The organism is Herbaspirillum sp. Her2 (assembly GCF_057961375.1).
Genome location: NZ_CM176331.1, coordinates 1,766,271 through 1,789,942, shown reverse-complemented (window position 1 = coordinate 1,789,942; position 23,672 = coordinate 1,766,271). Strand labels below are relative to the sequence as shown.

Below are 23,672 nucleotides of genomic sequence, written 5' to 3'. Positions count from 1 at the left end.
AATGCGGGCGGTGGCGATTGCCTTTCCGCTTCACAGAGGACGCTTCGTGTCATACATAAAAAGTCGCAAACGCGCGCCAAACGATTTCCCTGTCTCACCGCTCTCTCGCGGCAGTGCTACCGTCATCACCGGACTGGCCATGACACTGTCGGTGTCCGTGACCCACGCCGCTGATACCGGCACCGGTGCTGACAGCAGCACCGCTCTGCCCGGTATCACCGTCGAGGCAAGCGGGACCAAGGTCCTGTCTTCGCCGAAGTACACTGCCCCTCTGGCAGAGACCACCCAGACCATCCAGGTACTCGACAAGGAAGTGCTGAAATCCGAGGGCGTGACCACCCTCACCGAGGCCATGCGCAACGTGCCAGGCGTCGGCACCTTCAACGCCGGCGAAGGCAACGGCGGCCCGAATGTCGGTGATGCGCTCTACATGCGCGGGCTGGATATTTCCAACAGCATCTACGTCGATGGCATTCGCGACCTCGGCTCAGTGACCCGCGACATGTTCAATATCGAACAGGTCGAGGTCACCAAGGGTGCGGCAGGTACCGACAATGGCCGTGGCTCGGCGGCTGGTTCCATCAATCTGGTGACCAAGCAACCCAAGCTGGCTGACAGCTTCGATGCTTCCGCAGGCGCGGGTAGCGGCAGCTACCGGCGCACTACCCTGGACTGGAACAAGAACCTGGATGAATTCAGAAGCGGTACGGCTTTCCGCCTGAACCTGGTTGGCGAGGATTCTGGTGTAGCCGGTCGTGATCAGGTCAGGAACCGCGGTTGGGGTGTCGCTCCCTCACTGGCCTTCGGCCTGCATACCGATACCCGGGTCTACCTGAACCTGCTGCACGTGGAAAAGAACAACCTGCCCGAAAGTGGACTGCCCACCATCGGTATGGCCGGCTTCTCCGGAACCGTCGCCGGACTGTCCTCTGCAAGCCAGGTCAACAGCAGCAATTACTACGGCAGCAGCGATTCGCACGACAACTCCATCGCTACCATGGCTACTGCACGTGTCGAGCACGATATCAACGGCTCCACCATGCTGCAGAACACCACGCGCTGGGGCAAGAACAGTGTCGACTACCTGGCCGTCACGGCCGGCGTTCCTACCACCAGCAACGGCACCATTACCCGTCTGGGTGCAGCCAAGCAACTTGACGACGAGATCATCTCCAACCAGACGAACCTGACGACGAAATTCACGACGTTCGGCATGGAACACAGCCTGAGTTCCGGCTTCGAAATCTCGCGGGAGAAGCAAACCAATTACGGCTTGAACAAGACCGGCACCCTGTCTTCCCTCAGCCTCTACGATCCGCAACTGACCTCCAGCGGCCTGACCATTACCCGCAACGGGCAGGACGCTGTGTGGCAGACCGATACCGCCGCGCTGTATGCGTTCGATACGCTCAAGATCAACCAACGCTGGCAGGTCAATGCGGGTCTGCGCCTGGATCACTACAAGACCACTTACAACGCCATCGCCACTACCGGCAACACGAATATCGAGGGCAGCGGCAACCTGTTCACCTACAAGCTGGGCGCACTCTACAAGCTGACCAGCAACGGCAACCTCTACGTCAACTACGCGCTATCGCAGTTGCCGCCGGGCAGCACCAGCAGCTTCGGTGCCTATTCGCTGTCGAGTTCAACCAGCAGCGCCAGCAATCCGAGTATGGAACCGCAGAAGTCCAAGACGTTGGAAGCGGGCACCAAGTGGGAATTCTTCAACCAGAATCTCCTTCTGACCGCGGCGCTGTTCAGGACCGATGTCTACAACGAAGTCTACGAGAATGACGATGGCACGTATTCCCAGATCGGCAAGAAACGCGTGCAGGGTGTCGAACTGTCCGCTACCGGCAAGATCACCCGCGACTGGGACGTGACTGCGGCCTATACGCATCAGAAGACCGATATCGTGGTCGGAGCGGCGACCGCACAGGATGGCTCGTCCACCCTGCCCTATGCCCCCGAGAACGCGTTGAGCCTGTGGAGCAGCTACCGCATGCCAATGGGACTGACCGTCGGCGGCGGCGCGCGCTATGTCGGCATCGTCAAGCGCCAGACCAAGCTGGCCACCACGCCGGACCACATTCCTGCGTACTGGGTGTATGACGCGATGGCAAGCTACAAGGTCAGCAAGAACTGGGATCTGCAATTCAACGTCTACAACCTCTTCGACAAGCACTACATCACCGCCATCAACTACCTGGGATATCGCTATACCCCGGGCCTGGAGCGCTCGGCGCGTGTGACCGTCAATTATCACTTCTGACGGAAGATGTCCCCGGGGCTGAAGGCCCCGGGATTTTTATGAGGTCTGGACGATGTTATTGCATATTCCCAACGTACTGAGCCGGGAGCAGGTCCGAGCGATGCGTGACGCCATTGATGCAGCCGACTGGATCGATGGTCGCGCCACGGTCGGCAGCCAGGGCGCTCAGGTCAAGCGCAACCATCAACTGCCTGAAGATTGCCCGGTGGCACGCGAACAGGGACAGCTCATCCTGCGCGCCTTGCAGCAGAATCCGATGTTCTTCCGGGCAGCGCTGCCGGCGCGCTACATGCCGCCTCTGTTCAACCGCTATGCCAGCAGCACCGGGGAAACCTACGGCCTGCATGTAGACGGCTCGCTGCGCGGGGTTCCCCATTCACCGATGTGGCTGCGCACCGATGTCTCCAGCACGTTGTTCCTGAGTGATCCCGAGGATTACGACGGCGGCGGTCTCGTCATCGTCGACAGCTATGGTGAACATGAGGTCAAGCTGCCTGCCGGCGACCTGATTCTCTATCCGGCCACCAGCCTGCACAGCGTGGAGCCGGTCACGCGCGGAGAGCGCGTATGCTCCTTCTTCTGGACGCAGAGCCTGATCCGGGATGATGCACGGCGGACCCTGCTGTACGAAATGGATCGCTCCATCGACAGCCTCCGCAGCCGCGTGGGCGAATGCAAGGAAACGCTCACGCTGACCGGCAATTATCACAACCTGCTGCGCATGTGGAGTGAACCGTGACGTCGGATCACCGGCTCAAGTGCTACGCGCAGGCTCCGTGAACAACTTGACCACGGCAGTCATGTTTTCCTTGCCCAGGCCACACTCCATTGCGGCACGGAAGACTCCGCGCGCGGCAGCGATGGTTGGCACCATCAGCTCCGACGTTGCAGTGTCCACGGTATAGGTAAAGTCCTTCTCGATCAGCTCGACCGGAAACTGCGGGGCAAAGCCTCCCGCGAGCATCGAGCCGGCCACACGCCCTGCAACCGGACTCCATACGGGCGTCGCCGCAACGGCTTCGAGTACCTTTGCCACGTCCGCGCCGGCATGACGGAGCAGGCCTATCAATTCGCCAAGGACGCTGACCTGGATACCAAGCAAGGTATTGGTGGTCAGCTTGGTCAGTGCCCCCGCCCCGAGCGAACCCACGTGCTGGATGACGCTGCCCATCGTCTTCAGGACGGGTTCGGCGCGGGCCAGCGTAGCAGCCTCGCCACCGACCAGATAGACCAGTTGGCCCGCCTCGGCCTGGGGCGTACTTCCCGATACCGGTGCCTCGAGCAGGCCGATCGACCGGTCGGCAGCTTGGCGTCCCAGATTACGTATCCAGTCCGGAGTGAGCGTCGAGCTCTCGATCGCAATGGCACCAGGACTCATGCCGGCCAGCGCACCGGTGGCTGCATCCAGCCACACCTGCCGCGAAGCCTGATCGTCACGCACCATGGCCATGACGAAGTCCGCGCCCATGGCGGCTTCCTTGGGCGTGCCGGCCCATCTGGCGCCGGCGGCTACCAAGGCGTCGGCGGCAGCCGGGCTGCGATTCCAGACGGTCACGGTGTGACCTGCCTTGATGAGATTGGCGGCCATGCGCGAGCCCATCGCACCCAAGCCCAATACGGCGATTGTTGTCATGTGTCTTTCCTTTTGGCGGGCGGGCTTACTGCAGGGGCCCGGCCCTGAATGAACAAAATGGCGACGCCGTTACGGGCGACGTGCCTGACGTGCTGCTGCCACCAGGCCATCCAGCCAGTCCTGGTGTCCGTTGATCATCGGGTTGGGCTTGGTATTGTGCAGCACCTCGGCCGGCTTGCCTTTCTGCGTTTCCTGCGTGAGGATCCGCACCCGCCCTCCGTCCAGGTCTTCCACCAGCCATGCGTGATGCACATCCAGGCGATCGTCGCTGCCCACCTCCCCGGCCCAGCCGTGCCAGGCGATACGACCGGCTTGGCCGGCGGTGGGGGCCACGTATTCATTGCATTGCGCCTCGACCGGGAAACCGAAGGTTTCGAAATAGAAGCGGTCCCCGTCAGCCAATTGCGGACCCTTGCCGTCGTAGAAACGTACATTCGCCGAGTTGGCGTAGTAGGTCGGCCATTGCGATGGCACGGCAAGCAGCGGCCAAACGTCGGCCGCACTCAGGCCAGCGACGATGACTTCGTTGGAAGCAAAATTCTCGGTAAAGCCCGGCACGTAGCCTTCGGGCCAGATGATGGCGTTCATGTCACATTCCTTTTCATGGTGCAGTTGAATGAAGATGAGGCAAGCTACCAGCGTGTCGGACTGGCATTTGCCGACGGTCGCAGAGGATTGCCTCATCACAGGAAGGTCATGATGCGAACAAATCAGATATAAATCCAATCCTGTTTTCTTATTATTGTCATCAGCTCAAATGATATGAGAAATGATCCCTCCCCTCAGTTGGCAGCTTGTTCTACCTGTGTGTGGATCCATGCAAACAACCCATCGTTAGGTAGCCCTGAAATTTCCGGACACGCCTGTTTGTTAAACTTGACCAACAGGAGCAAGCAATAAGCAAATCAGAGAAACAGAGATACACAAGGGAGCTCCGCACCGAGACGCCCGGCACATGGCCTGATTCATCACACGGACCGTGGCAGTCAGTATTGCTCCCATGCCTTTGGTCGTTTGCTGAAGAAGTTTGGCGCGCGGGCATAGATGTCGCGTAAAGGGAACTGCTACGACAATGCGCCGACGGAGAGCGTCTGGGCAGCTTGAAAAACGAACTGATTCATCGCCAACGTTACACAACGCGTGCAGAGGCTGGGGTGTCGATTCGGGAACACATCGAAATTTTTTATAACCGCAAGCGGCGTCACTCTCGTCTTGGCAACATTGCCCCCGCTCGGTTTGTTGAACAATTCAACAGGAAACTGCGGACCGCATAAAACAAGAGTGTCCGTTATTGACTGAGTTGTACCGAATTTTGCAGCGAACCTGTCCGACTACAATGCACTAGCGGCAAGCCTGCTGGCCTGCCGCTGAACACCCGTTACCGATACGGCAACAAGAAAATCAAGGTTGCTGCAAAGCCCGCTGGATATCCCCCACCATATCGAAATCCGCACCCACCCAGCGGCGCGCCAGCTTATCAATGGTGCCATCGCGCGTCATGTCGCCAATGGCCTTGCTGACGGCCTCCTTCAATGGCTGCTGGCCCTTGGCCATGGCCGGTGCCGACAGCTGGTAGATCAGTACTGGTCCGACTTCCTTGATCGGCAACTTGTTCACGTTCGCGTATTTCATGCCACCGAAGTGCGAACTGATGACCGCATCGATGCGCCCATTGCCCAGGTCATTGAAGACGAAACCGCCATTGTCATAGGCGCGGATATCCGATTCCTTCAGATTGGCCCGCGCCCAGCTTTCGTTGGTGGTGCCGGTCGTCACGCCGACCTTCTTGCCCTTGAGATCGGGCTTGTCCTTGATGCTGGCATTGCTGGCCAGTACGAAGATACGAAAATCCTCCACGCCATAGGGTGCCGCAAAATCGACCTGCTTCTCCCGTTCCGGCGAAGGGGTGAGGTCGTTCATCACCATGTCGTACTTGCCCGCCTTGAGTCCTTCCACAAAATTCTTGAAACTGTCGGCCACGAAGATCACCTTGGCCACGCCGATGCGGCGCGCCACTTCCTTGGCCACCTCGACGTCATAACCGGCCGGTTGCAGCTTGTCATCGATCAGGCTCCAGGGCGGGCTGCTCTGGGTATTGGCGATGCGGATCACGCCCGATGCACGGGCATTGGCCAGAATGTCGGCCGGAATGTTCTGGGCTGTCACGGCAGCCGCTGCGCTGCCCAGGAGCGCTGCCAGCAGGCAGGCGGGAATGAAATGATGCAACTTCATGGTGCTGTCCCCTCTTGATCATCAATGAAATCGGAAGCCCATTCTGTGCGCAGGCCGGGGGATCAGCAATCCGTACACGTTTCTTGAGTGATAAGCAGAACTTATACTTTCCTCGATCAAACTGATGGATCGACAAGATATGCTGCACCAATCCGGAACAGCAAAATGATAAGGGCCAACAGTGTTTCACCCCCTGTCCCAGTTATCTCGGGGCTGACTGCTCTTCTTGCGGTCTCGTGCAGCATGGCCTTGCCCCAACCTTGTGCGCAGCGCTCAAATCGGTGCATTGCCGGGAAGTTCAGAACGTGCCGGGTTTCTGGTACAGCACCTGGCGCAGTGAGCTCATGTCCGACTCCATCTGGATCCGCATCACCCGCAGCAGTTCCTTGGCATTCTCTGACATAGGCACACCGGGCCGGAACACCAGCAGCGCCGTGAAGCTGGCCGTCACTTCCATCGGCTTCAGGCGCAGGCCGCGCGTGACGTAATCCAGTGCCAGGATCGGATGCGCCATCCCCATGCCAACCCCGCGCATGGCGAATTCGCACACCGAATTGGAATAAGGCGTCTCCAGGATGGGACGCAAAACCTTCCCCTGCAGCATCAGCTCCTGCTCCAGACGCCGGCGGCTGGCATCTTCCGGATTGAGGGCAATAAAGGGATGTTCCAGCAGATCGTCAGCCGTGATCACCGGCTTGCCGGCCAAGGGGTGCCGGTCGTTCATCACGATCACACCCGGCACGCTCATGAATTGCGAATGCTCCAGCCCGGAGACTGACAGCTCATCGGCCATCAGTCCGAAATCCAGCTGCCCTGCGCTGACCTGCTGGTAGACCTCGCGCGAGCTCATGATCTGGAACGACATCTGCACACGCCGCTCACCCAGTCCGAAGGCGGCGATGGCGCGCGGCATGAAACCATTGCCCAGTGCGGGGAAGGAAGCGATGGCCAGACGACCCAGTCCGAACGAGCGCAGGCTGCGGATGCGGTGCTCAATCATCTCGAAGCCGGCAAAGCAACGATCCACCTCCACGATCAAGGCCAGCGCCTCCTGCGTAGGCACCAGCCGGCCACGGGTGCGCTCGAACAGCCGCAGTTCGGAAGTCGCTTCCAGCTTGCGGATCGACTGGCTGATCGCGGGCTGGGAGACGTTGAGCAGGGCGGCGGCCTTGCTGGTGGTTCCGGCGCGCATGACGGCGCGGAAAACCTGGATATCTCGCATGTCCATATATAAGTACCACTTATAGAGTTAGTCCCGCGTGCTGTTGATGGCTGCGGCGCGAATTCGGATACTGGGTTCCTCTTTTTTAGATTAACAAATTAATCGCATGAGCCACCCTATTTCATCGCAACCCGCGTTCGCCAGTCTCTCGCCCCCGGTGATGCGCGCCTCCACCGTGGTATTCGACACCTTCGAGGACTTTGTCCAGCGCAAGCAGCGCCAGCCCGATGGCTTCAGCTATGGCGTCACCGGCACCCCCACGGCGCGCCTGCTGGAGCAGCGCGTGGCCGCGCTGGAAAACGCCCGCCACTGCGTCATTGCGCCCTCCGGTGCGGCCGCCCTGATGACCACCGTCATGGGCTTCGTGCGCGGTGGCGACCACTTGCTGGTTTCGGCCGCCTGCTATGGCGCGCTCAAGACCTTTGCCGAGAAATGGCTGGCGCACATGGGCGTGGAGGTCGAGCTGTATCGGCCGGACATCGGTGCGGAAATCGCCGACCTGATCAAGCCCACCACCCGCATGATCTGCATGGAAGCGCCCGGCACGGTCACCATGGAAATGCAGGAAATCCCGGCCATCACGGCCGTCGCACGCGAGCGCGGTGTACTGACCATGCTGGACAACACCTGGGCCAGCCCGCTGGGGCTGAGAGGCCTGGATCTGGGCGTGGATTTCAGCATCCAGGCCGCCACCAAGTTCCTGGGCGGTCACTCCGACGTGCTCATGGGATGCATCAGCATGAATGACCACGGCCACTACGGCATCCTGCGCGAGACCCAGAGCATCCTCGGCCAGCAGGTCAGTCCCGAGGATTGCTTCCTGGTGCTGCGCGGGCTGGAAACACTGTCACTGAGGGTGCATGCGCAAGGAGCGGCAACCCTGCAGGTGGCACGCCATCTGGCCCATCACCCGATGGTGGCGCGCATGATGTATCCGCCGCTGGAAAGCGACCCCGGCCATGCCCTCTGGAAGCGCGACTACAAGACCCCTGGCTGCCTGTTCTCGATGATCCTGCAACCAGCACCGGAGAGCGCCTTTCACGGCTTCTTCGACGCCCTGCAGCACTTCGCCATCGGTGCCAGCTGGGGCGGCGTGCACAGCCTGGCGGCCTATTATCCGGCCGCGCTGCAGGCCAATCGCGCTTTCCCGTCGACCGACCAGCCGGTGGTGCGCCTGTCCATCGGTTTGGAAGATCCTGCCCTGCTGATCGCCGATCTGGATCAGGCACTGGCCCAGTACGCAAGTGCGGCAGCCCAGGCGTGATGCCCGCATCAATGAACACTGAAGCAGCGCCCCAATGCAGGCGCTGCAACCGGGAGGAGAACCATGATTGATCTGTTTGTCAGGGCGCTACCGCTGCTGGAAAAAGCGGTAGTGGTGACCATCGGGCTGGGTATCGGCTCGTTCGTGCTGGGCTCGGCACTGGGCATGCTCATTGCGCTGGCCCGCATTTCCGATGCGCGGCCGCTGCGCTGGCTGGCGTTCGCCTATGTGTCGGTGTTTCGCGGCACGCCCTTGCTGATCCAGATCCTGCTGATCTATTTCGGCCTGCCCAACTACGGCATCACCATCGATCCCATCCCCGCCGCCTTGCTGGCGCTGACCTTGTTCTCGGCGGCCTACCTGAGCGAGAACTTTCGCTCCGGCATCAATGCGGTCGATCGCGGACAGTGGGAAGCCGCCTGGGCCATGGGCATGGGTTACTGGAAGACGCTGTGGCGCGTGATCCTGCCGCAGGGCCTGCGCATCGCCATTCCGCCCGTGGGCAGCCGCCTGATCGCGCTGATGAAGGACACCTCGCTGGCCTCCACCGTCACCGTGGTGGAGCTGACACGCGTGGCCGACCAGCTGGGAGCGACCACCTTCCGCTACATGGACATGTTCATCATCGTCGGGACCATCTACTGGGTCATCAATCAACTACTCACTCTCCTGCAAACCTGGCTGGAAGAGAAACTGTCGAGGCGCTATCAATGAATCCGTCTTCTTCCTGTACCGTGCGCGTGAGCGCCTTGGCCAAGGCGTATGGTGCCAATCAGGTACTGCGCAACATCAACCTCGAAGTCGCGCGGGGCGAAGTGGTGGTCATCATGGGACCATCCGGGTCCGGCAAGACCACCTTCATCCGCTCGCTGAACCTGCTGGAATTGCCGGATCGCGGCAGCATCGAGATCTGCGGCGTGGCGCTGAACGATCCGGCGACGCTGCCCGCCCGTGAACTGCGGCGCAAGACGCTGCAGATCCGACAGCAGACAGCCATGGTGTTCCAGTCCTTCAACTTGTTTCCGCACATGACGGCGCTGCAGAACGTGATCGAAGGGCTGATGTCGGTCAAGGGGGGGTGCCAAGGCGGAGGCCCGTGAGCGAGGCCTGGCGCTGCTGGGCAAGGTCGGGCTGGCGGAGAAGGCCGATGCCTATCCGGGCAAGCTCTCCGGTGGCCAGAAGCAGCGTGTGGCCATTGCCCGCGCACTGGCCATGGATCCGGAAGTGATCCTCTTCGATGAGCCGACCTCGGCACTGGATCCGGAACTGCGCGACGACGTGTTGAACGTGATGCGCGCGCTGGCGGCGGAAGGCATGACCATGCTGGTGGTGACGCACGAAACGCGCTTCGCCCGGGATGTAGCCGACCGCATCCTCTTCATGGAAGGTGGACACGTACTGGAAGATACCACCCCTGCCCTGTTCTTCGGCGCGCAGGGCAGCGAGCGCTCGCGGCAGTTCCTGGGACGCCTCCACGAATGATGTGCGCAGGCTGGCGAGGCGCCGTGACCTGGGCCGACAACGCGCGGCCCAGGCTCAAGGTGTCATTGAAGTTGGAGGCCGAACCACCCGTGTCATCGCGACAATTGAGCAGGTTCAGGATAGTGAGCTGGATCTTCCATGGGCCGGCCTGACAGGCGAGCATGCGATCGGCATGGCATCGGTAAGCAGAATGTGACAATTTGTCGCACGCGCCGCGCCTGGTCCTGCGCGCATAATTCGGGTCTTCTCCCATCCAGGGCGGCCCGGCACGGCCCGCCTCATGAAGGCTTAAAACATCATGGAAGTCAGTCCTTACGGCCTTCAGAGCTTGTGGGCGCAGGGTGACTTGGTCACGCGCGCAGTCGCGATTCTGCTGATAAGCATGTCCATCGCCTCCTGGTATGTGATCCTGACCAAGGCACTTGCCCTGCTTCGTCTGCGCAAGTCCGGCGAGGCCGCCCGCAGTGATTTTTGGACGGCAGGCGATCTGGAGAGCGCTCTGAGCACTTTGGGACATGACAATCCATTTTTCGCGCTGGCCCATGCCGGGAAGACGGCGCTCCTTCATCATCAGCAGCACCAGGGACATTTGCATGAACAGCTGGCGATCAGCGACTGGATCACCCTCGGTCTAAGGCAATCCATTGATGAAGCTGCTGCGCGTCTGCAAGCGGGCATGGCCGTTCTGGCCTCTGTGGGATCGACGGCACCGTTTGTTGGCCTGTTCGGAACAGTCTGGGGGATCTATCACGCACTGGTCTCCATCGGCACCACCGGCCAGTCAAGCATCGACAAGGTTGCCGGCCCCGTTGGGGAGGCGCTGATCATGACCGCATTGGGACTGGCCGTAGCGATTCCCGCCACCTTTGGCTATAACGCGCTGGTACGCGGCAACAAAAGCACGCTGGCACGCTTGAACAAGTTCGGTTTCGACTTGCACGCATTGTTCGTCACTGGCGCTCGTGCAGGCGAGGACCAAGTCCATGCGTTGCCCTTGAGCGGCTCGCCGTCCCCCCGGGAGAACCTGCGCAAGCCAGGCAGGTCGCTCAGGCGCTAACCCTGCTGAGCAGTTATCAGGCTTCCCGAGTTCGTCTCCAATTAACTTTAAACGATGAAAAAGACTTCCCTGGCAGCCGCCATCGCATTGATCTATCCATTTGCAACAGTCGTCATGGCGCAAACCAGCAACGCCACCTCGACTGCCATCACCAATGCAGTTGCTGCTGAAAGCATTTCAAACAAGCCGCCCGTGTCTTCGGAGCTTCCTGAGGTTGTCGTTACGGAAGAGAGCCCGGGCTACGCTGCTTCACGCTCCAGCGCGGCGACGCGCACGGAGACACCGTTGCTTCAGACACCGCAGTCCGTCTCCGTATTGAAGCGATCCCTCCTGGATGACCAGGACGTCCACAGCCTCGCTGATGCACTCGTCAACGTTTCCGGAGTGGTACCGACCAAGCCGGAAGAAGCATTGCTGATCGCTCCCATCATCCGCGGATTTCCTGCGGAGACCTATCTGGATGGCCTGTCCATCTTCGGCGGGAATCAACATGCATTCAATCCGGCAGGGCTGGTCGGCGTCGAACGAATCGAGGTGCTGAAGGGACCGAGTTCGAGCTTGTATGGTGGTGGACTGGGCTCTCCCCTGGGCGGACTCATCAACATTGAGTCGACACGTCCTGAGATTGGCAGAAATGGAGGCTTTGTCGGCGTACGAGCCGGTAGCTACTCCACCACCAACCCCTATGGTGACTACAACGTAACGCTGAGCGACAAGCTTGCAATACGCCTTGAAGGGGAATACCAGGAAAATTACAGCTGGATCGACAAGGTCCACGGGAAACGCGTTTTTTTCCAGCCCAGCATCCTGTTCAAGCCCGACGCGCAGACCGAGATTCTTTTCTCTGGCCAGTACAACCGTACGCAGCAGCTTGAGTACTCAGGGCTGCCCGCTCAACAGGCGCTGGCGGGTCAGCTTTATCGCAATGCCTTTCCAGGTGCGCCCAATGGCCAGCCCATGACGGATATCAACAATCGTCTCGGAAAGATCGAGTTGCGCCACAAGTTTGATGACGGCGTTCGCCTGGAGGCGTCCGCACAGTACTACACCAGTAACGTTGGCGAATACGGAAGCTTCATCTATCCGGCACTCGCAGCGCCCAGTGCATCTACGCCCACCACCTATCCCATCTTCCCGCTCACCATGAACACCAGCACGCGTGAAACCGCTCTCGACGCGCATTTGATCGCGCCATTCAACATGCTGGGGGGACGTCACGAGTGGGTCGCTGGGGTTGCATACGACCTGACGAAGTTTTATTCGGGGATGGGCTTTGATGGGACGAGTGTCGGCTCGATTGATCTTTCCAACCCTCAATACAACCTCTCCTTTGGTGACAAGACCCCCATCAACTCGACGCAGACGGATCGCTACCGCACCCTCGCAACTTACGTGCAGGACCAGGCTCACTATGGCCGCTGGCACTTCACAGGGGCCCTGCGCCTGACTCAGCTTGAGTTTCAAGAGGCCGAACAGGGGACCGACAAAACCTACCACCATGTCTCGCCGCGGGTCGGCGTCAATTACGACCTGCTGCAAGGCCTGGCCCTGTATGCCGGTTATGCAACTGCATTCCGCGCACCTTTCGGTTTCATTGGTTCATCGATACCCAAGCCGGAGAGCTCCAGGAACATCGAGCTGGGTATCAAGCTTGACGATAAAGCGCGCAAGTTGTCGGGCACGCTGGCCGTGTTCGAACAAACTCGTGACAACGTCGCCACCGCCGATCCCGCCAATCCCCTCGTGTCGATCCAGACGGGACAGCAACGCGCACGCGGATTCGAGGCCGACATGACCTGGGAACCGGTTCGAGCGTTGTCCTTGCTGGCGAACTACGCCTATACCCAAGCGGTGGTTACGCAAGACAATACGATCCCGGTTGGTGACACACTGGCCCGTGTGCCCAGACATAGCGGACGCCTGGCCTTCCGCTATCGCGTACTGGATGGCGCCGCTGAGGGATTGTCATTCGGAGCCGGTATCACGGCACTCGGCCGCCGTCAGCTGACCTTGCCCAATACCGTCTCCGTGCCAGGCATGGCGACAGTGGATGCTCAGGCCGCCTATGACTTTGGTCGGTACACTCTGCAGCTCTCGGGGTACAACCTGACGGGCCGGCGAAGCTACGAGTCCTATCAGTATTTCGGTTTTCCGGTCGTCATTCCGACACAGCCGAGATCGTTTTACCTGACCCTCAAAGTCAATATCTGAGCACGGCGGGCACTGTCGTCGCGAACATCACGGATTTGCGCAGACGTAATTCGAAGAAGACTTGATTGCCGCTGCATCGTGCTTTCGGCCGGTGTAGCGGGGATACTGCGGGTACTGGCAAAGCGGGAGGGATCGAAGTACCTTCCCGCTTCCATCAAGTTTTTGCGCCATCAAGGTGCCGGGTTCGGCCCCTCTTGAAATCCAGTGGTCCAGTGCAGACAGCAAATCGGTATGATCCGGACCAACGCCACCCTCGCAATGGTTGACGCCTGGGGCAATGTAGAGTCGGGTTGAATGATCGGCGTTCTTTGCGCCCACCGCTTGCCGCATCTGCTTCATGTATTCGATGGTGGAGTTCACGCTCAGCGCTGGATCTGCCCCTCCTTGCCAGACAATCAGCTTGCCTCCGTGTCCGATAAAAGGCCGGATATCGGGATCAGTCGCATCATTCAACTTGGCCATCGCATCGAGGGCCGCCGGTTTTTTATCCCAAGGTCCGTACGCTAACGAGTCGGCGGATTCGTCCTTCGCGAGATAGTATTTCACAGCGGTATCCTGCATCACGTACTGGCCAGCCGCCTTCAGATCACCGTTTCCGGATACCCAGACGCCAAAATTCATCGGATCATCTTCGTTGCCGGTCAAGTGATAGCCCTTGGCAACGTAGGGTTTGCTACCCTGGAATTTGACATCGGTGATCCACTGGTTGACCACGGCCAGCTGAGCGTCCGATAAACAATGTTCACCGTTATCCTTTCCGCTTGAGCAACGAAGTGCGGGGAGGTTGACACGGCGTGTGGTACACGCTGCCGGATTGGCGACGATGCCATCAATGACTCCGTCGAGATGGTCGCAAGCTTGCCTCACGTGTCTGGCCAGTAGTGATATCTTCGCCGCATTGAATTCGGCGCCGGGAACTGAGAGTGCCTCGGCGATGCGGTGAAATGCGCCGTTGAAGCCTGCCCAGTTGAAGGCTGGCGCACGAGCAATGACGCCATCAAATAGCGCCGGGTTGCGCTGAACGGCCATCAACCCCTCCCTGCCGCCGGTGGAACAGCCTTCAAAGTACGACCTGACCGGAGGTACGCCATAGGCCTTGGCGACTACCTTCAATGCGATGGACATGACTTCCGGAATCGCTTCGCTACCGAACAGCCTGGCTGCAAGTTCGTCGTTGAGAACAAACGCTGCAGACATCCCGTCGCCCTGATGACCGGAATCACTGGCAACTTCCACATAGCCCTGTCGTAGAGGTGCTGCTACGGGAGGAGGAATGAAACCGTTGTAACCACCGCCGCCATAGTAGAGTTTTCCGTTCCAGGTCTTGGGAAAACGAATCTCAAAGTTCAATGAAGGCGCGATCGTGCCAGTGACCTTGCAGTAAGCTGGCATGTCAGATTTCGCCAGAATCGTTGTTGCGGTCAGAACGATGCTCCCGACAAGCTGACCAGATAAAGCTGCGCAATCTGCTTGAGCGTGCGTTGCTCGGCTGGTGACTCCCGGATCCGCATCAGTTGGCGGTTGCGCAGCATGGAGCACGCCAGGCAGCCAAAACGCCAGCGCTGCTCCTGCCAGCGTTGCCACCCAAGTGCTTGTTGATTCAGCGCTTTTCATTGGTCGACAGAGTTTTTTCGCTTTGCTGAGGTAGCAGACATGCAGGCCACGGGGACGCAAACGGCAGACCAGACATTGTGGTGCTTCGGCACGTCCACAAATGCTCAAGAAGCTGAAAGAGATTCAAAAAGTTTGCTGCGCTCTGACCATAACTGCTGGAGCGACACGTCCAGAAAGAACGGCTCGCCACCGTCTTCTGGCCACCATTCGAACACACGTCCCTCCGCGGTCATGCCCCAGGTAGACCCGATACCATAGTCCCCGAAGGCCACCGCTGCGTTCCACAATGATGCCGCGGTCGGCAAGCCGCGCAGAACTTGCGTTAGCCTTAGCATGGTCACCAAGGAGAACGCCTCTCTTCGCGCCAGCGGGTAAAGAAACCGGGCTTCGGACGGCCCGGTAAAGCCGTTGGCGTTGAGATAGGCATTGCGCAACTCGGTCGGCAGTGAAAAACCAAGCATGCATTCCGCATCGAGGATTTCCCGCTCAGTACAAGGCTGGCCGCTCTCCAGCACTTCCAGATCCGACGTCAAGAACATAAGAAAACAGCGAGCCCGAAGCCCGACTCAGAATGCAAACCAATCTTCAGCTGCCGACTGGTCGCGAATTGATTCATTCGGATACCATCTGCCTGCCTTGCAGGTATTGATGATTGTGCGACCAATCGAACTCCTTGTACCGGATTTCATGTGCGACATATTGTCGCTATGTCCGCCCCTGTCAATGAATGATGGGACCTCGGGAGCGGGACCAGCCAACATGACCAGTTCATGCGGTCAGAAACGATAGCTTGCATTGAGATAAACCCCACGGGTCTCGCCGGGCAGGATATAGCGACTTACGTGCAGATGACTGGCCACGTAGTATTCCTTGTTCATCAGGTTACGAACGGCCAGTTGTAACTCGACTGTACGATCCTCACCCAGTTTGAGGAGGTAGCGCTGGGTCAGGTCAATCCGTCCGTAGCCGGGCATGATGGTGGTGTTGGTCTCGTCCGCGAAGCGTCGTCCCTGGGCATAAAGGCCGACGCCACTGCGCCATTGATCGTCCCAGTCGTAATGCCCGAATACGCTCAGGGTATGGTCAGCAACGTTGGGAATTTTCTTTCCATTGAATTCAGAGCCCGAGCCAAATCGTGCGTTGGTATAGGCGTAGGCGGCCACGACTGAAACCTTCTCGGTCACCTGCCCCGACAGAGATGCTTCCAAGCCTTTGGACCGTCCCGTACCTGCCAGCGTCTTGTCGTAGATGTACGCGGTACTGGGATCATCGGCCAGCATATTGTTCTGCTTCAGCCAGAACAAGGCCACGTCACTATTGAGCCGGCGGTTCAGCCAGCTTGACTTCCAACCTGCCTCGTACTGGCGAGAGGTTCTCGACGGCAACGACTGTCCTGTCGAGGATGCGGCCTGGTTAGGTGCGGTCCCGGTGCTGTAGCTGGCATAGACAGTTTGTTCTGGCGTCAGATGGCGTAGCAGCGCCACTTTGGGCGAAACCTTGTTCTCATCGACACCCGCACCGGAGGTTCCGTAGAAGAATCGCTGTTTCATGAACTGCACGCCGGCAACCAGGGTCCAGTCCTGCCAGTCGATCGCATCCTGCACGGAAAGATTGAAGCTCTCAAGACTTTCGCGCGTCAGCGTGGTTGAGTAGGATGCCGGTGCCTTCACGAGACCATAGAGCGGATTGTAAATGTTGATACTCGGCGCCGTTACGCCGCCACCAGGCTGGGACAGATTCTCCCGATAGTACTCCAGACCTGCATAAAGCTTGTGGGTTGTCTCAGCCAGCTTCTGCTCACTGGTCAGCGAGGTGGAAACGGAGTCGATGCGGCGGTTGGTATCGGGTTGCAACGATGTAAAGCGGGAATAATTTCCGGTGGTCCCCACTGCAGCTGACAGTGACTGACTCACGTAGGTCGAATTGGCCTCCAGATGCGTCCAGTCAAACGCCCAGCGAGACTGCCCTCCAACAGCTACGTCAGCGTGTACATCGAAGATGTCGTTACGGGTAGTTGAATCGGTCCAGGGCTCATTGAGCTGACGGTTGACCGGAATGTTGGCAGGACGCCCGTTAACGCCAGGTACCCCGTAATCCGGTCGGTAACGCTGATCTGTGCTCTCCACCCCGACACGCAGGTGGTATTTATCGCCATCGCTTTTGGAGATTCCCAATTTGACGCCGTCAAGCCTGTCCGGGACTCCGCGCCACTCCGAATACTCGGAATGCGTAGCGATCAGGCGAGCTGCCAGCTCGTTTTCCTGGGACAGGACACGGTTGATGTCAATCGTCGTCTCGCGCGCGCCATACTCACCGACGCCAGCGCTGACGCTGCCGAAATTTCGCAATTGCGGCTGTTTGGTGATGATCTGCACTGTTCCACCGGGCTCACTACGGGTGCCGACCGCAGCACCTGGGCCACGCAATACGTCAACGCTTTCCACGAAAGCGGGAACAAAAGCATAGTTCGAAAGACGGGCACCATCCCGTAATACACGGCTGGCCCCGGTCCCGCTATCGGCGAGAAAGCCTCGCAGGACAAATACCTGTGAATGACTACCGGTAAAGCCGAGGTCAGCCGTCGCACCCGGCACATTGCGCAGAATATCCTGAAGAGTCTGGCCGCCTTGATCCTGAAGTACCTTGATATCCACCGAGGTCACCGAGGCTGGGGTATCCAGTACGTCAGCGTTGACACCCAGAGCAAGTCCACGCCTTGTTTCGTCCGGCTTTTTCTCGCTGATCTCCACGCGTGGTAGCGCGCCTGCCGTCGATTGTTCGGGGGAATCGGCTGCCTGCGCAGGGGACAAAACCATCATCAGGGATCCCGACCCAAGGATCAACGGCAGCACTCTGAGCGAGGTGGCGGCAGATGGATGGTAGAGCGCAGAAATGACTTGCCCGATTTTCTTCATTCTTATTCCCCCAGTTTAATTTGGGAGGAACTCTACGGGATCGTCCGTTGAGTCGATAGTGACAAATTGTCGCATCTCGAAGTCCAGCGCCCAGCGGGAGATTCAGTTGAATCTTCTCTTCAGCCTGGCAACGAAAACATGACGGATGAATTCCCTGCGATCAGATCTTGCACTACTCAAAAGAACACTGTTGGCATGCGCCAGCAAGAAAATAAGCTGCGCGACATATTGTCGCAGCATGGTTTGCCCGGCAATGAATGCGATTGAGTGTGACAAAGCAGCACTGTCATACGCACATGGCGACGGCATCTCATTCATCAGTAGAAGAGGGAAATTGCAAGTTCATCGTCCAGCTGCTGTTATCAATCAACCTGATAACAGATATCACCACACTAATTGATGAATCCCGGTCGCGCCCCTTTAGATTTCAGACTTTCCTGAAATTTCGGACAATCATGCGAGACCGGACATTGCCCCCACTCAAGCAGCGTTTCATCCTCCACTTCGGCGAAATGGGTAGTCGCTGGGGCATCAATCGTACCGTCGGACAAATCTACGCACTGCTCTACATCAGCGGACATGCGCTCAATGCCGATGAGATCGCAGAAAGCCTGCATTTCTCCCGTTCGAACGTCAGCATGGGGCTCAAGGAGCTCCAGTCATGGCGGTTGGTGAGACTACTGCATCGCCCCAATGACAGACGAGAGTATTTTGAGCCGCCTGGCGATATCTGGGACATCTTCAAGGTACTGCTGGAAGAACGACGCCGACGCGAAGTCGAACCTACGCTGTCCATGCTGCGCGATGCACTGCTGGAACCGGCGGCAACCCCTGAAGATCATCAGACCCAAGAACGCATGCGGCAGATGTATGAGCTCATCGAGCTCTCCAGCTCCTGGTTCGACGAGGTTCAGCGCCTGTCGCCTGAGACGCTGGTCTCACTCATGCGGATGGGCGCAAAGGTACAGAAACTGATCAAGGCAGGCGACAAGCTGCGCTTTGGTCGCCGAAGCGGGCAGACCGAGACCTCCCTGCCGCGCAGGCAGGATGAGGCCTGAGATGCAGCATTCGGCTCCATACCGGCGCTTGCTCCGCCTTCCTCGTTTGACGTTGGGCGTGGAGATCACGCTCCTGCTGCTCGTCAAGATCGCCCTGATCACGTTTCTGTCCCGAACCTTCTTCGCGCATCCGGAAGCCAAGCAGATGACGATGCCCTTGAAGCGCGTCGAAGAACGCATCCTGCCCGTGCCAGGAGCGTTACGCAGTCCAGATTCCGTAACACCTGAAACCAAACAATGATTGGAGTAGAACAACATGGTTCCCATCGATGAAGTCGTGTCGCTGTCGCGGCTGCAGTTTGCCGTCACGGCGCTCTATCACTTTCTTTTTGTACCGCTTACCTTGGGACTGTCCTGGATCCTGGTCATCATGGAGTCTGTCTATGTGATGACAGGGAGTCAGATCTACAAGGACATGACCCGCTTCTGGGGCAAGCTGTTCGGCATCAATTTCGCCATGGGGGTGGCTACCGGCATCACCCTCGAATTCCAGTTCGGCACCAACTGGTCCTATTACTCCCACTACGTAGGCGATATCTTCGGCACACCGCTGGCCATAGAAGGTCTTGCTGCCTTTTTCCTTGAGTCCACCTTTGTCGGCCTGTTCTTCTTCGGCTGGGACAAACTCAGTCGCAAGCAGCACCTGATGGTGACTTTCCTGGTCGCCTTGGGCTCCAGTCTTTCAGCACTGTGGATTCTGATTGCCAATGGCTGGATGAATAACCCGGTGGGTGCAGAATTCAACTTCGAGACCATGCGCATGGAGCTGGTGAGCATGACCGACGTCATCTTCAACCCCGTGGCCCAGGTGAAATTCGTGCATACCGTCGCTGCTGGTTACGTCACGGCCTCCATGTTCGTGCTGGGCGTATCGGCCTGGTACCTGCTCAAGGCGCGCGATACTGCCTTCGCGCTGCGCTCGTTTGCCGTAGCCGCCGGCTTCGGGCTGGCTTCGACGCTGTCGGTAATCGTCCTCGGTGACGAATCGGGCTACACCGCCGGCGAGGTCAACAAGGTCAAGCTGGCCGCCATCGAGGCGGAATGGGAGACACATCCTGCGCCTGCGGGTCTGACGCTGTTCGGTCTGCCTGACGATAAGGCAGAACGCACTGATTACGCCGTCAAGATTCCCTATCTGCTGGGTATCATCGGCACGCGCTCGCTTGAACACCAGGTCATCGGCATCAAGGATCTGAAGAAGGAGCACGAAGTCCGCATCCGCAACGGCATGCTGGCCTATGCCGCACTGACGCGATTGAAGTCCGGTGACAAGTCGCCCGAGGCGCGTGCCGAGTTCGACAAACTCAAGAAGGACCTGGGCTATGGCCTGCTGCTCAAGAAGTACACCAACAACGTCGTCGATGCCACTCCAGAGCAGATAAGACTGGCCGTCGATGACACTATCCCGAAGGTGGCACCGCTGTTCTGGTCCTTCCGTGGCATGGTGGGCCTCGGCTTCCTGTTCCTGTTCATCTTCGCGGCCTCGTTCTGGTTCCTGGCCAAGAAGCAGTTGGCCCCGCAGCGCTGGCTGCTGCGCCTGGCCGTGATCTCGATTCCGCTGCCGTGGATCGCCGCCGAGCTGGGTTGGATCGTGGCCGAATATGGCCGTCAGCCATGGACCATCGCAGGCATCCTGCCGACGCATCTGTCGGCTTCCTCCCTGCAACCGGGCAGCCTCTACTTCAGCCTGGCCGGCTTCATCCTGTTCTACACCTTCCTGCTGGTGGTGGAGATGATCCTGATGGTCAAGTATGCGCGCCTGGGACCGAGCAGCTTGCACACAGGACGCTACCACTGGGAGAGCGGTGATCAGCAAGGTCTGCAGACGGACCGCTTGCAGCAGCACGAGCTTGGCAAGATTCCCACAGACACAGCCTCCTGAGACCACCGTGACGGAATAAGGAAATTTGAAATGATCTTCGACTACGAAACACTCAAGCTGATCTGGTGGGCCTTCGTCGGCGTGCTCATCATCGGCTTCGCCCTTACTGACGGCTTCGACTTCGGCGTGGGCATGATGTTGCCCTTTGCTGGCAAGACCGACGAGGAGAGACGGGTACTGATCAACTCGATCGGCCCGACCTGGGAAGGCAACCAGACCTGGTTCATCACCGCCGGCGGTGCTACCTTCGCGGCCTGGCCGCTGGTGTATGCCACGGCGTTCTCTGGCTTCTATATCGCCCTGATGATCTTGCTGTTCTCGCTATTCTTTCGTCCAGTGGGATTCGACTACCGCAGCAAGGTGGCCGATCCGCGCTGGCGCAATGCATGGGACTGGGGCCTGTTCATCGGCGGTTTCGTTCCGCCCCTGATCTGCGGCGTGGCCTTCGGCAATCTGCTCCTGGGCGTGCCCTTCCACTATGACGACACCATGCGCGTGGAATACACCGGCAGCTTCTTTGCACTGTTGAACCCCTTCGGTCTGCTGACTGGCCTCTTGTCGGTGGCCATGTTGTTGATGCACGGGGCCGCATTTGCCTTCGTCAAGACCGAGGCCGCCGTGGCAGAACGTTCGCGCAAGACCATCATCGGTGCGGCACTGGTGACAGCGCTGCTGTTCGTGGCTGGTGGCTTCTGGGTAGCACAGCTGCCGGGATATCGCATCACCGCCATGCCTGACGCCAATAGCGCCTTTACGCCCTTGGCCAAGACGGTGGAAGTGGTCGCCGCAGCCTGGTTCGACAACTACGTCAAGTGGCCCGTGACCAAGCTGTTCCCGGTACTGGGCGTGGCCGGTGCGGTGCTGGCGGCCTTGCTGGCGCTGGTGCGCAGCGCGCGCCTGGCATTCATCGCCAGTGGCTTGTCGGTCACCGGCATCATCCTTACTGCAGGCAGCTCGCTGTTCCCCTTCATCTTGCCATCGTCACTGGATGCCAGAAGCAGTCTGACGGTCTGGGATGCCGTCTCAAGCCATAAGACCCTGGGGCTGATGTTCTGGATGGTACTGATCTTCTTGCCGCTGATCATCATCTATACCGGCTGGGTATACCGCGTGGTGAGGGGGAAGGTCACCATCCGCGATATCAAACAAAACGAACACACGGCGTATTGATTTTTCGCGCCTTCATTTGAACAAGGAGAGCATCATGTGGTATTTCGCCTGGATTCTTGGCATCGGGCTGGCATTGGCCTTTGGCATCATCAACGTCATGTGGCTGGAAGCCAATTACGCCTTCGGCCGTCGCAAGGCCGAAGAAACGCATGCCCGCTTCGCTGATGCCCGGGCTGCCGACCAGCAACGACGGCAAAGGCGTGGTAACTGATCACGTCAACATCGCAGTTTAGGTGACGTGTCGCCCTGCCTGGCGCAAGGCGCTCCGGTCGTCTTCCTGACGGGGCCATCTCCGCAATATTGTGGAGATGGCCTCTTCTCTTTCAGGCAGCCAGCTTTTCAGTCTCCCACTGCGCCGGGATCCTGCCCTGCATGAGTTGTTCCAGGACTTGTGCCAGCCGTGTCATCCAGAGCCGTTTCAGAGCAGCGTGAGCTTGCCCGTCAGTAGACAGGCGCAGACGATTGCCGAGCTGCCCCTGCACTGCGGCAAGGATGTCCGGCGGACATTCCATCGTCTTGAGCAAAGCTACAGCGGCACGTCGAAGGTCATTGGGAGTCCAGTCCGAAATGGGCAGGCGTGGCCGCTGATATTCAGGGCGGGAGTCGCAGTCCTCCCGTGCATTCCAGACGGCCACGCCGACATTCTTGGGATCAAAGCGTCCGCCCTTGCGTCCTTCGAAAAGATAGCCTGTCCCGCTGGCCAGAAGGCGACGCTGTACGATTTCCAGCGCCCGGCCCACCAGGGGAACACGAAAATCGCTCGCGGCACCGCGTCGTTGGGGACGCAGCTTTTCCTCCGGGATCGTCCACCACCAGCCATCTTGCTCCTGGCTGATCTCGCGGGCGTGCATGGCGCAAATTTCCTTTCCGGGAGCGCATGTCCAGGCAAACAGCGTCAGGATATCTTCGTTGGCGCTGGTGAAATGATGGAGCCACGGCAATAGAACCGCGAGCTCATTGACCGACAGCAGACGCTTTACGGGGCCGCGATGCACGCCCTTGATACGAACGCCTTTGCTCTTGAACTCACCACGCATGACGCTACGCCACACATTGACGCATTTGGCAGGAAGCAATCCATGCGCAATGGCGTAGTCCCAGGCAGCACCCAGTTCGCGTCGCGTGATAGTGCCTTGCGTGGGTCGGTCCAGAAAGCCACGAAGAAAGTCAGCGGCCATGTCTGCATCGACAGCCTGTGCAGGCAGGTTACCGAATTCACCCAGCGTACGCGCGAAAATACGCCATACTTCCTTGGCCCCTCTTTCGCCCCAATGATGCTTGACGTGTCCCTCGTAATAATGAAAGCCGATTTGCTGCACCGTCAGTTGCGCAGCGGACTCGGGCGACATTGATATGGAATCACGTTGTGGGCGTTCCGATTGCCGATGCACCGTTGAGGGATCGATCCCCTGATCACGCAAACTCTTGAGTTGCCGCCATTGGCGAACGGCCGAGCTCAATGACATGTTGGGCCATTCGCCCAGTTTGACCTGGCGAATCCTGCCATCATCCGGATTCTTGTAGCGATAAATCCAGTTGTACATGCTTTCGTTGGCACGCAAGCGCAAGCCACGATGCTTGGGGATGGTGAGATGCTTGCCAGCGGGCAGAGATTGAACTGCGATTACATTGAACATGTTTTCTTCTCCGTCAGAGC

The 23,672-nt window shown here is 59.0% G+C and carries 18 protein-coding genes and 3 pseudogenes; 13 read left to right on the top strand and 8 right to left on the bottom strand.

Features of this window, described 5'->3' with window-relative positions:
• The first annotated feature begins 1 nt into the window (after position 1).
• The gene (locus ACWHXP_RS08135) at positions 2-2,275 is read left to right on the top strand and encodes a catecholate siderophore receptor Fiu (protein ID WP_489625557.1); all 2,274 of its coding nucleotides are present in this window, start codon (positions 2-4) and stop codon (positions 2,273-2,275) included.
• A 52-nt stretch (positions 2,276-2,327) separates the two neighbouring features.
• The gene (locus ACWHXP_RS08130; RefSeq protein WP_489622862.1) at positions 2,328-3,014 is read left to right on the top strand and encodes a Fe2+-dependent dioxygenase; all 687 of its coding nucleotides are present in this window, start codon (positions 2,328-2,330) and stop codon (positions 3,012-3,014) included.
• A 15-nt stretch (positions 3,015-3,029) separates the two neighbouring features.
• Here the strand turns inward: ACWHXP_RS08130 and ACWHXP_RS08125 are convergent.
• Positions 3,030-3,914, bottom strand: a pseudogene (locus ACWHXP_RS08125) (NAD(P)-dependent oxidoreductase); the annotation flags it as partial.
• A gap of 63 nt (positions 3,915-3,977) precedes the next feature.
• A complete protein-coding gene (locus ACWHXP_RS08120; RefSeq protein ID WP_489622863.1) occupies positions 3,978-4,496 on the bottom strand; it encodes an SRPBCC family protein in 519 nt (172 codons plus the stop codon).
• Between the two features lie 354 nt (positions 4,497-4,850).
• On the opposite strand from ACWHXP_RS08120, the pseudogene ACWHXP_RS08115 reads away from it, so the two are divergent.
• Positions 4,851-5,182 (top strand): annotated as a pseudogene (locus ACWHXP_RS08115) (integrase core domain-containing protein); the annotation flags it as partial.
• A gap of 127 nt (positions 5,183-5,309) precedes the next feature.
• On the opposite strand, the gene ACWHXP_RS08110 reads toward ACWHXP_RS08115, so the two are convergent.
• Together ACWHXP_RS08110 and ACWHXP_RS08105 are read right to left on the bottom strand one after the other, a co-directional pair.
• The gene (locus ACWHXP_RS08110) at positions 5,310-6,140 is read right to left on the bottom strand and encodes a transporter substrate-binding domain-containing protein (protein WP_489622864.1); all 831 of its coding nucleotides are present in this window, start codon (positions 6,138-6,140) and stop codon (positions 5,310-5,312) included.
• A 298-nt stretch (positions 6,141-6,438) separates the two neighbouring features.
• Positions 6,439-7,368, bottom strand: coding sequence for a LysR substrate-binding domain-containing protein (locus ACWHXP_RS08105; RefSeq protein ID WP_489634053.1), 930 nt, complete (start codon positions 7,366-7,368; stop codon positions 6,439-6,441).
• A 100-nt stretch (positions 7,369-7,468) separates the two neighbouring features.
• Between ACWHXP_RS08105 and ACWHXP_RS08100 the strand changes: the two genes are divergently transcribed.
• From ACWHXP_RS08100 to ACWHXP_RS08080, 5 genes and pseudogenes are all read left to right on the top strand, one after another.
• On the top strand, positions 7,469-8,626 hold the full coding sequence (locus ACWHXP_RS08100; RefSeq protein WP_489634054.1) for a trans-sulfuration enzyme family protein: 1,158 nt from the start codon (positions 7,469-7,471) through the stop codon (positions 8,624-8,626).
• 63 nt (positions 8,627-8,689) lie between these two features.
• Positions 8,690-9,340, top strand: a complete 651-nt coding sequence (locus tag ACWHXP_RS08095) for an amino acid ABC transporter permease (RefSeq protein WP_034333493.1) — start codon at positions 8,690-8,692, stop codon at positions 9,338-9,340.
• Positions 9,337-10,108 (top strand): annotated as a pseudogene (locus ACWHXP_RS08090) (amino acid ABC transporter ATP-binding protein). Before ACWHXP_RS08095 ends, ACWHXP_RS08090 begins: the two are co-directional and overlap by 4 nt.
• A 298-nt stretch (positions 10,109-10,406) precedes the next feature.
• Positions 10,407-11,165 (top strand): MotA/TolQ/ExbB proton channel family protein, encoded by a 759-nt coding sequence (locus ACWHXP_RS08085; RefSeq protein WP_489634055.1) that lies wholly within the window; start codon positions 10,407-10,409, stop codon positions 11,163-11,165.
• A 54-nt stretch (positions 11,166-11,219) separates the two neighbouring features.
• Entirely contained in the window at positions 11,220-13,376 is a 2,157-nt protein-coding gene (locus ACWHXP_RS08080) for a TonB-dependent siderophore receptor (RefSeq protein ID WP_489634056.1), read from the top strand.
• A gap of 27 nt (positions 13,377-13,403) precedes the next feature.
• Here the strand turns inward: ACWHXP_RS08080 and ACWHXP_RS08075 are convergent, their stop codons facing one another.
• The 3 genes from ACWHXP_RS08075 to ACWHXP_RS08065 all read right to left on the bottom strand — a co-directional run bounded on the left by ACWHXP_RS08075 (position 13,404) and on the right by ACWHXP_RS08065 (position 17,905).
• Positions 13,404-14,990 carry a tannase/feruloyl esterase family alpha/beta hydrolase gene (locus tag ACWHXP_RS08075; RefSeq protein ID WP_489634057.1) on the bottom strand — a complete coding sequence of 529 codons (1,587 nt, stop codon included), beginning with the start codon at positions 14,988-14,990 and terminating at the stop codon, positions 13,404-13,406.
• A gap of 104 nt (positions 14,991-15,094) precedes the next feature.
• On the bottom strand, positions 15,095-15,505 hold the full coding sequence (locus tag ACWHXP_RS08070; RefSeq protein ID WP_489637768.1) for an SMI1/KNR4 family protein: 411 nt from the start codon (positions 15,503-15,505) through the stop codon (positions 15,095-15,097).
• A 261-nt stretch (positions 15,506-15,766) separates the two neighbouring features.
• The gene (locus ACWHXP_RS08065) at positions 15,767-17,905 is read right to left on the bottom strand and encodes a TonB-dependent receptor (RefSeq protein ID WP_489634059.1); all 2,139 of its coding nucleotides are present in this window, start codon (positions 17,903-17,905) and stop codon (positions 15,767-15,769) included.
• A gap of 455 nt (positions 17,906-18,360) precedes the next feature.
• Here ACWHXP_RS08065 and ACWHXP_RS08060 point away from each other — a divergent pair, with 455 nt between their 5' ends.
• From ACWHXP_RS08060 to cydX, 5 genes are read left to right on the top strand one after another with little or no spacing between them, the layout of a single operon-like run.
• Entirely contained in the window at positions 18,361-18,963 is a 603-nt protein-coding gene (locus ACWHXP_RS08060; protein ID WP_489625558.1) for a GbsR/MarR family transcriptional regulator, read from the top strand.
• A 58-nt stretch (positions 18,964-19,021) separates the two neighbouring features.
• The gene (gene cydP / locus ACWHXP_RS08055; protein ID WP_489622870.1) at positions 19,022-19,204 is read left to right on the top strand and encodes a cytochrome oxidase putative small subunit CydP; all 183 of its coding nucleotides are present in this window, start codon (positions 19,022-19,024) and stop codon (positions 19,202-19,204) included.
• Between the two features lie 15 nt (positions 19,205-19,219).
• Positions 19,220-20,845, top strand: coding sequence for a cytochrome ubiquinol oxidase subunit I (locus ACWHXP_RS08050; protein ID WP_489622871.1), 1,626 nt, complete (start codon positions 19,220-19,222; stop codon positions 20,843-20,845).
• Between the two features lie 30 nt (positions 20,846-20,875).
• Positions 20,876-22,015, top strand: a complete 1,140-nt coding sequence (cydB, locus tag ACWHXP_RS08045) for a cytochrome d ubiquinol oxidase subunit II (RefSeq protein ID WP_489634060.1) — start codon at positions 20,876-20,878, stop codon at positions 22,013-22,015.
• A 34-nt stretch (positions 22,016-22,049) separates the two neighbouring features.
• Entirely contained in the window at positions 22,050-22,226 is a 177-nt protein-coding gene (gene cydX, locus ACWHXP_RS08040; RefSeq protein ID WP_489622873.1) for a cytochrome bd-I oxidase subunit CydX, read from the top strand.
• Positions 22,227-22,338: 112 nt separating this feature from the next.
• Here the strand turns inward: cydX and ACWHXP_RS08035 are convergent, their stop codons facing one another.
• Entirely contained in the window at positions 22,339-23,652 is a 1,314-nt protein-coding gene (locus tag ACWHXP_RS08035; protein ID WP_489634061.1) for a tyrosine-type recombinase/integrase, read from the bottom strand.
• Positions 23,653-23,672 lie beyond the last annotated feature (20 nt).

Bases quoted from the DNA above. Each gene is read 5' to 3' on its own strand.
- ACWHXP_RS08065 (WP_489634059.1), bottom strand. From the start codon at position 17,905: ATGAAGAAAATCGGGCAAGTCATTTCTGCGCTCTACCATCCATCTGCC.
- ACWHXP_RS08135 (WP_489625557.1), top strand. From the start codon at position 2: ATGCGGGCGGTGGCGATTGCCTTTCCGCTTCACAGAGGACGCTTCGTG.
- ACWHXP_RS08095 (WP_034333493.1), top strand. From the start codon at position 8,690: ATGATTGATCTGTTTGTCAGGGCGCTACCGCTGCTGGAAAAAGCGGTA.
- ACWHXP_RS08050 (WP_489622871.1), top strand. From the start codon at position 19,220: ATGGTTCCCATCGATGAAGTCGTGTCGCTGTCGCGGCTGCAGTTTGCC.
- ACWHXP_RS08105 (WP_489634053.1), bottom strand. From the start codon at position 7,368: ATGGACATGCGAGATATCCAGGTTTTCCGCGCCGTCATGCGCGCCGGA.
- ACWHXP_RS08035 (WP_489634061.1), bottom strand. From the start codon at position 23,652: ATGTTCAATGTAATCGCAGTTCAATCTCTGCCCGCTGGCAAGCATCTC.
- ACWHXP_RS08080 (WP_489634056.1), top strand. From the start codon at position 11,220: ATGAAAAAGACTTCCCTGGCAGCCGCCATCGCATTGATCTATCCATTT.
- ACWHXP_RS08060 (WP_489625558.1), top strand. From the start codon at position 18,361: ATGCGAGACCGGACATTGCCCCCACTCAAGCAGCGTTTCATCCTCCAC.
- ACWHXP_RS08100 (WP_489634054.1), top strand. From the start codon at position 7,469: ATGAGCCACCCTATTTCATCGCAACCCGCGTTCGCCAGTCTCTCGCCC.
- ACWHXP_RS08085 (WP_489634055.1), top strand. From the start codon at position 10,407: ATGGAAGTCAGTCCTTACGGCCTTCAGAGCTTGTGGGCGCAGGGTGAC.
- ACWHXP_RS08130 (WP_489622862.1), top strand. From the start codon at position 2,328: ATGTTATTGCATATTCCCAACGTACTGAGCCGGGAGCAGGTCCGAGCG.
- ACWHXP_RS08075 (WP_489634057.1), bottom strand. From the start codon at position 14,990: ATGAAAAGCGCTGAATCAACAAGCACTTGGGTGGCAACGCTGGCAGGA.
- ACWHXP_RS08120 (WP_489622863.1), bottom strand. From the start codon at position 4,496: ATGAACGCCATCATCTGGCCCGAAGGCTACGTGCCGGGCTTTACCGAG.
- cydB (WP_489634060.1), top strand. From the start codon at position 20,876: ATGATCTTCGACTACGAAACACTCAAGCTGATCTGGTGGGCCTTCGTC.
- cydX (WP_489622873.1), top strand. From the start codon at position 22,050: ATGTGGTATTTCGCCTGGATTCTTGGCATCGGGCTGGCATTGGCCTTT.
- ACWHXP_RS08110 (WP_489622864.1), bottom strand. From the start codon at position 6,140: ATGAAGTTGCATCATTTCATTCCCGCCTGCCTGCTGGCAGCGCTCCTG.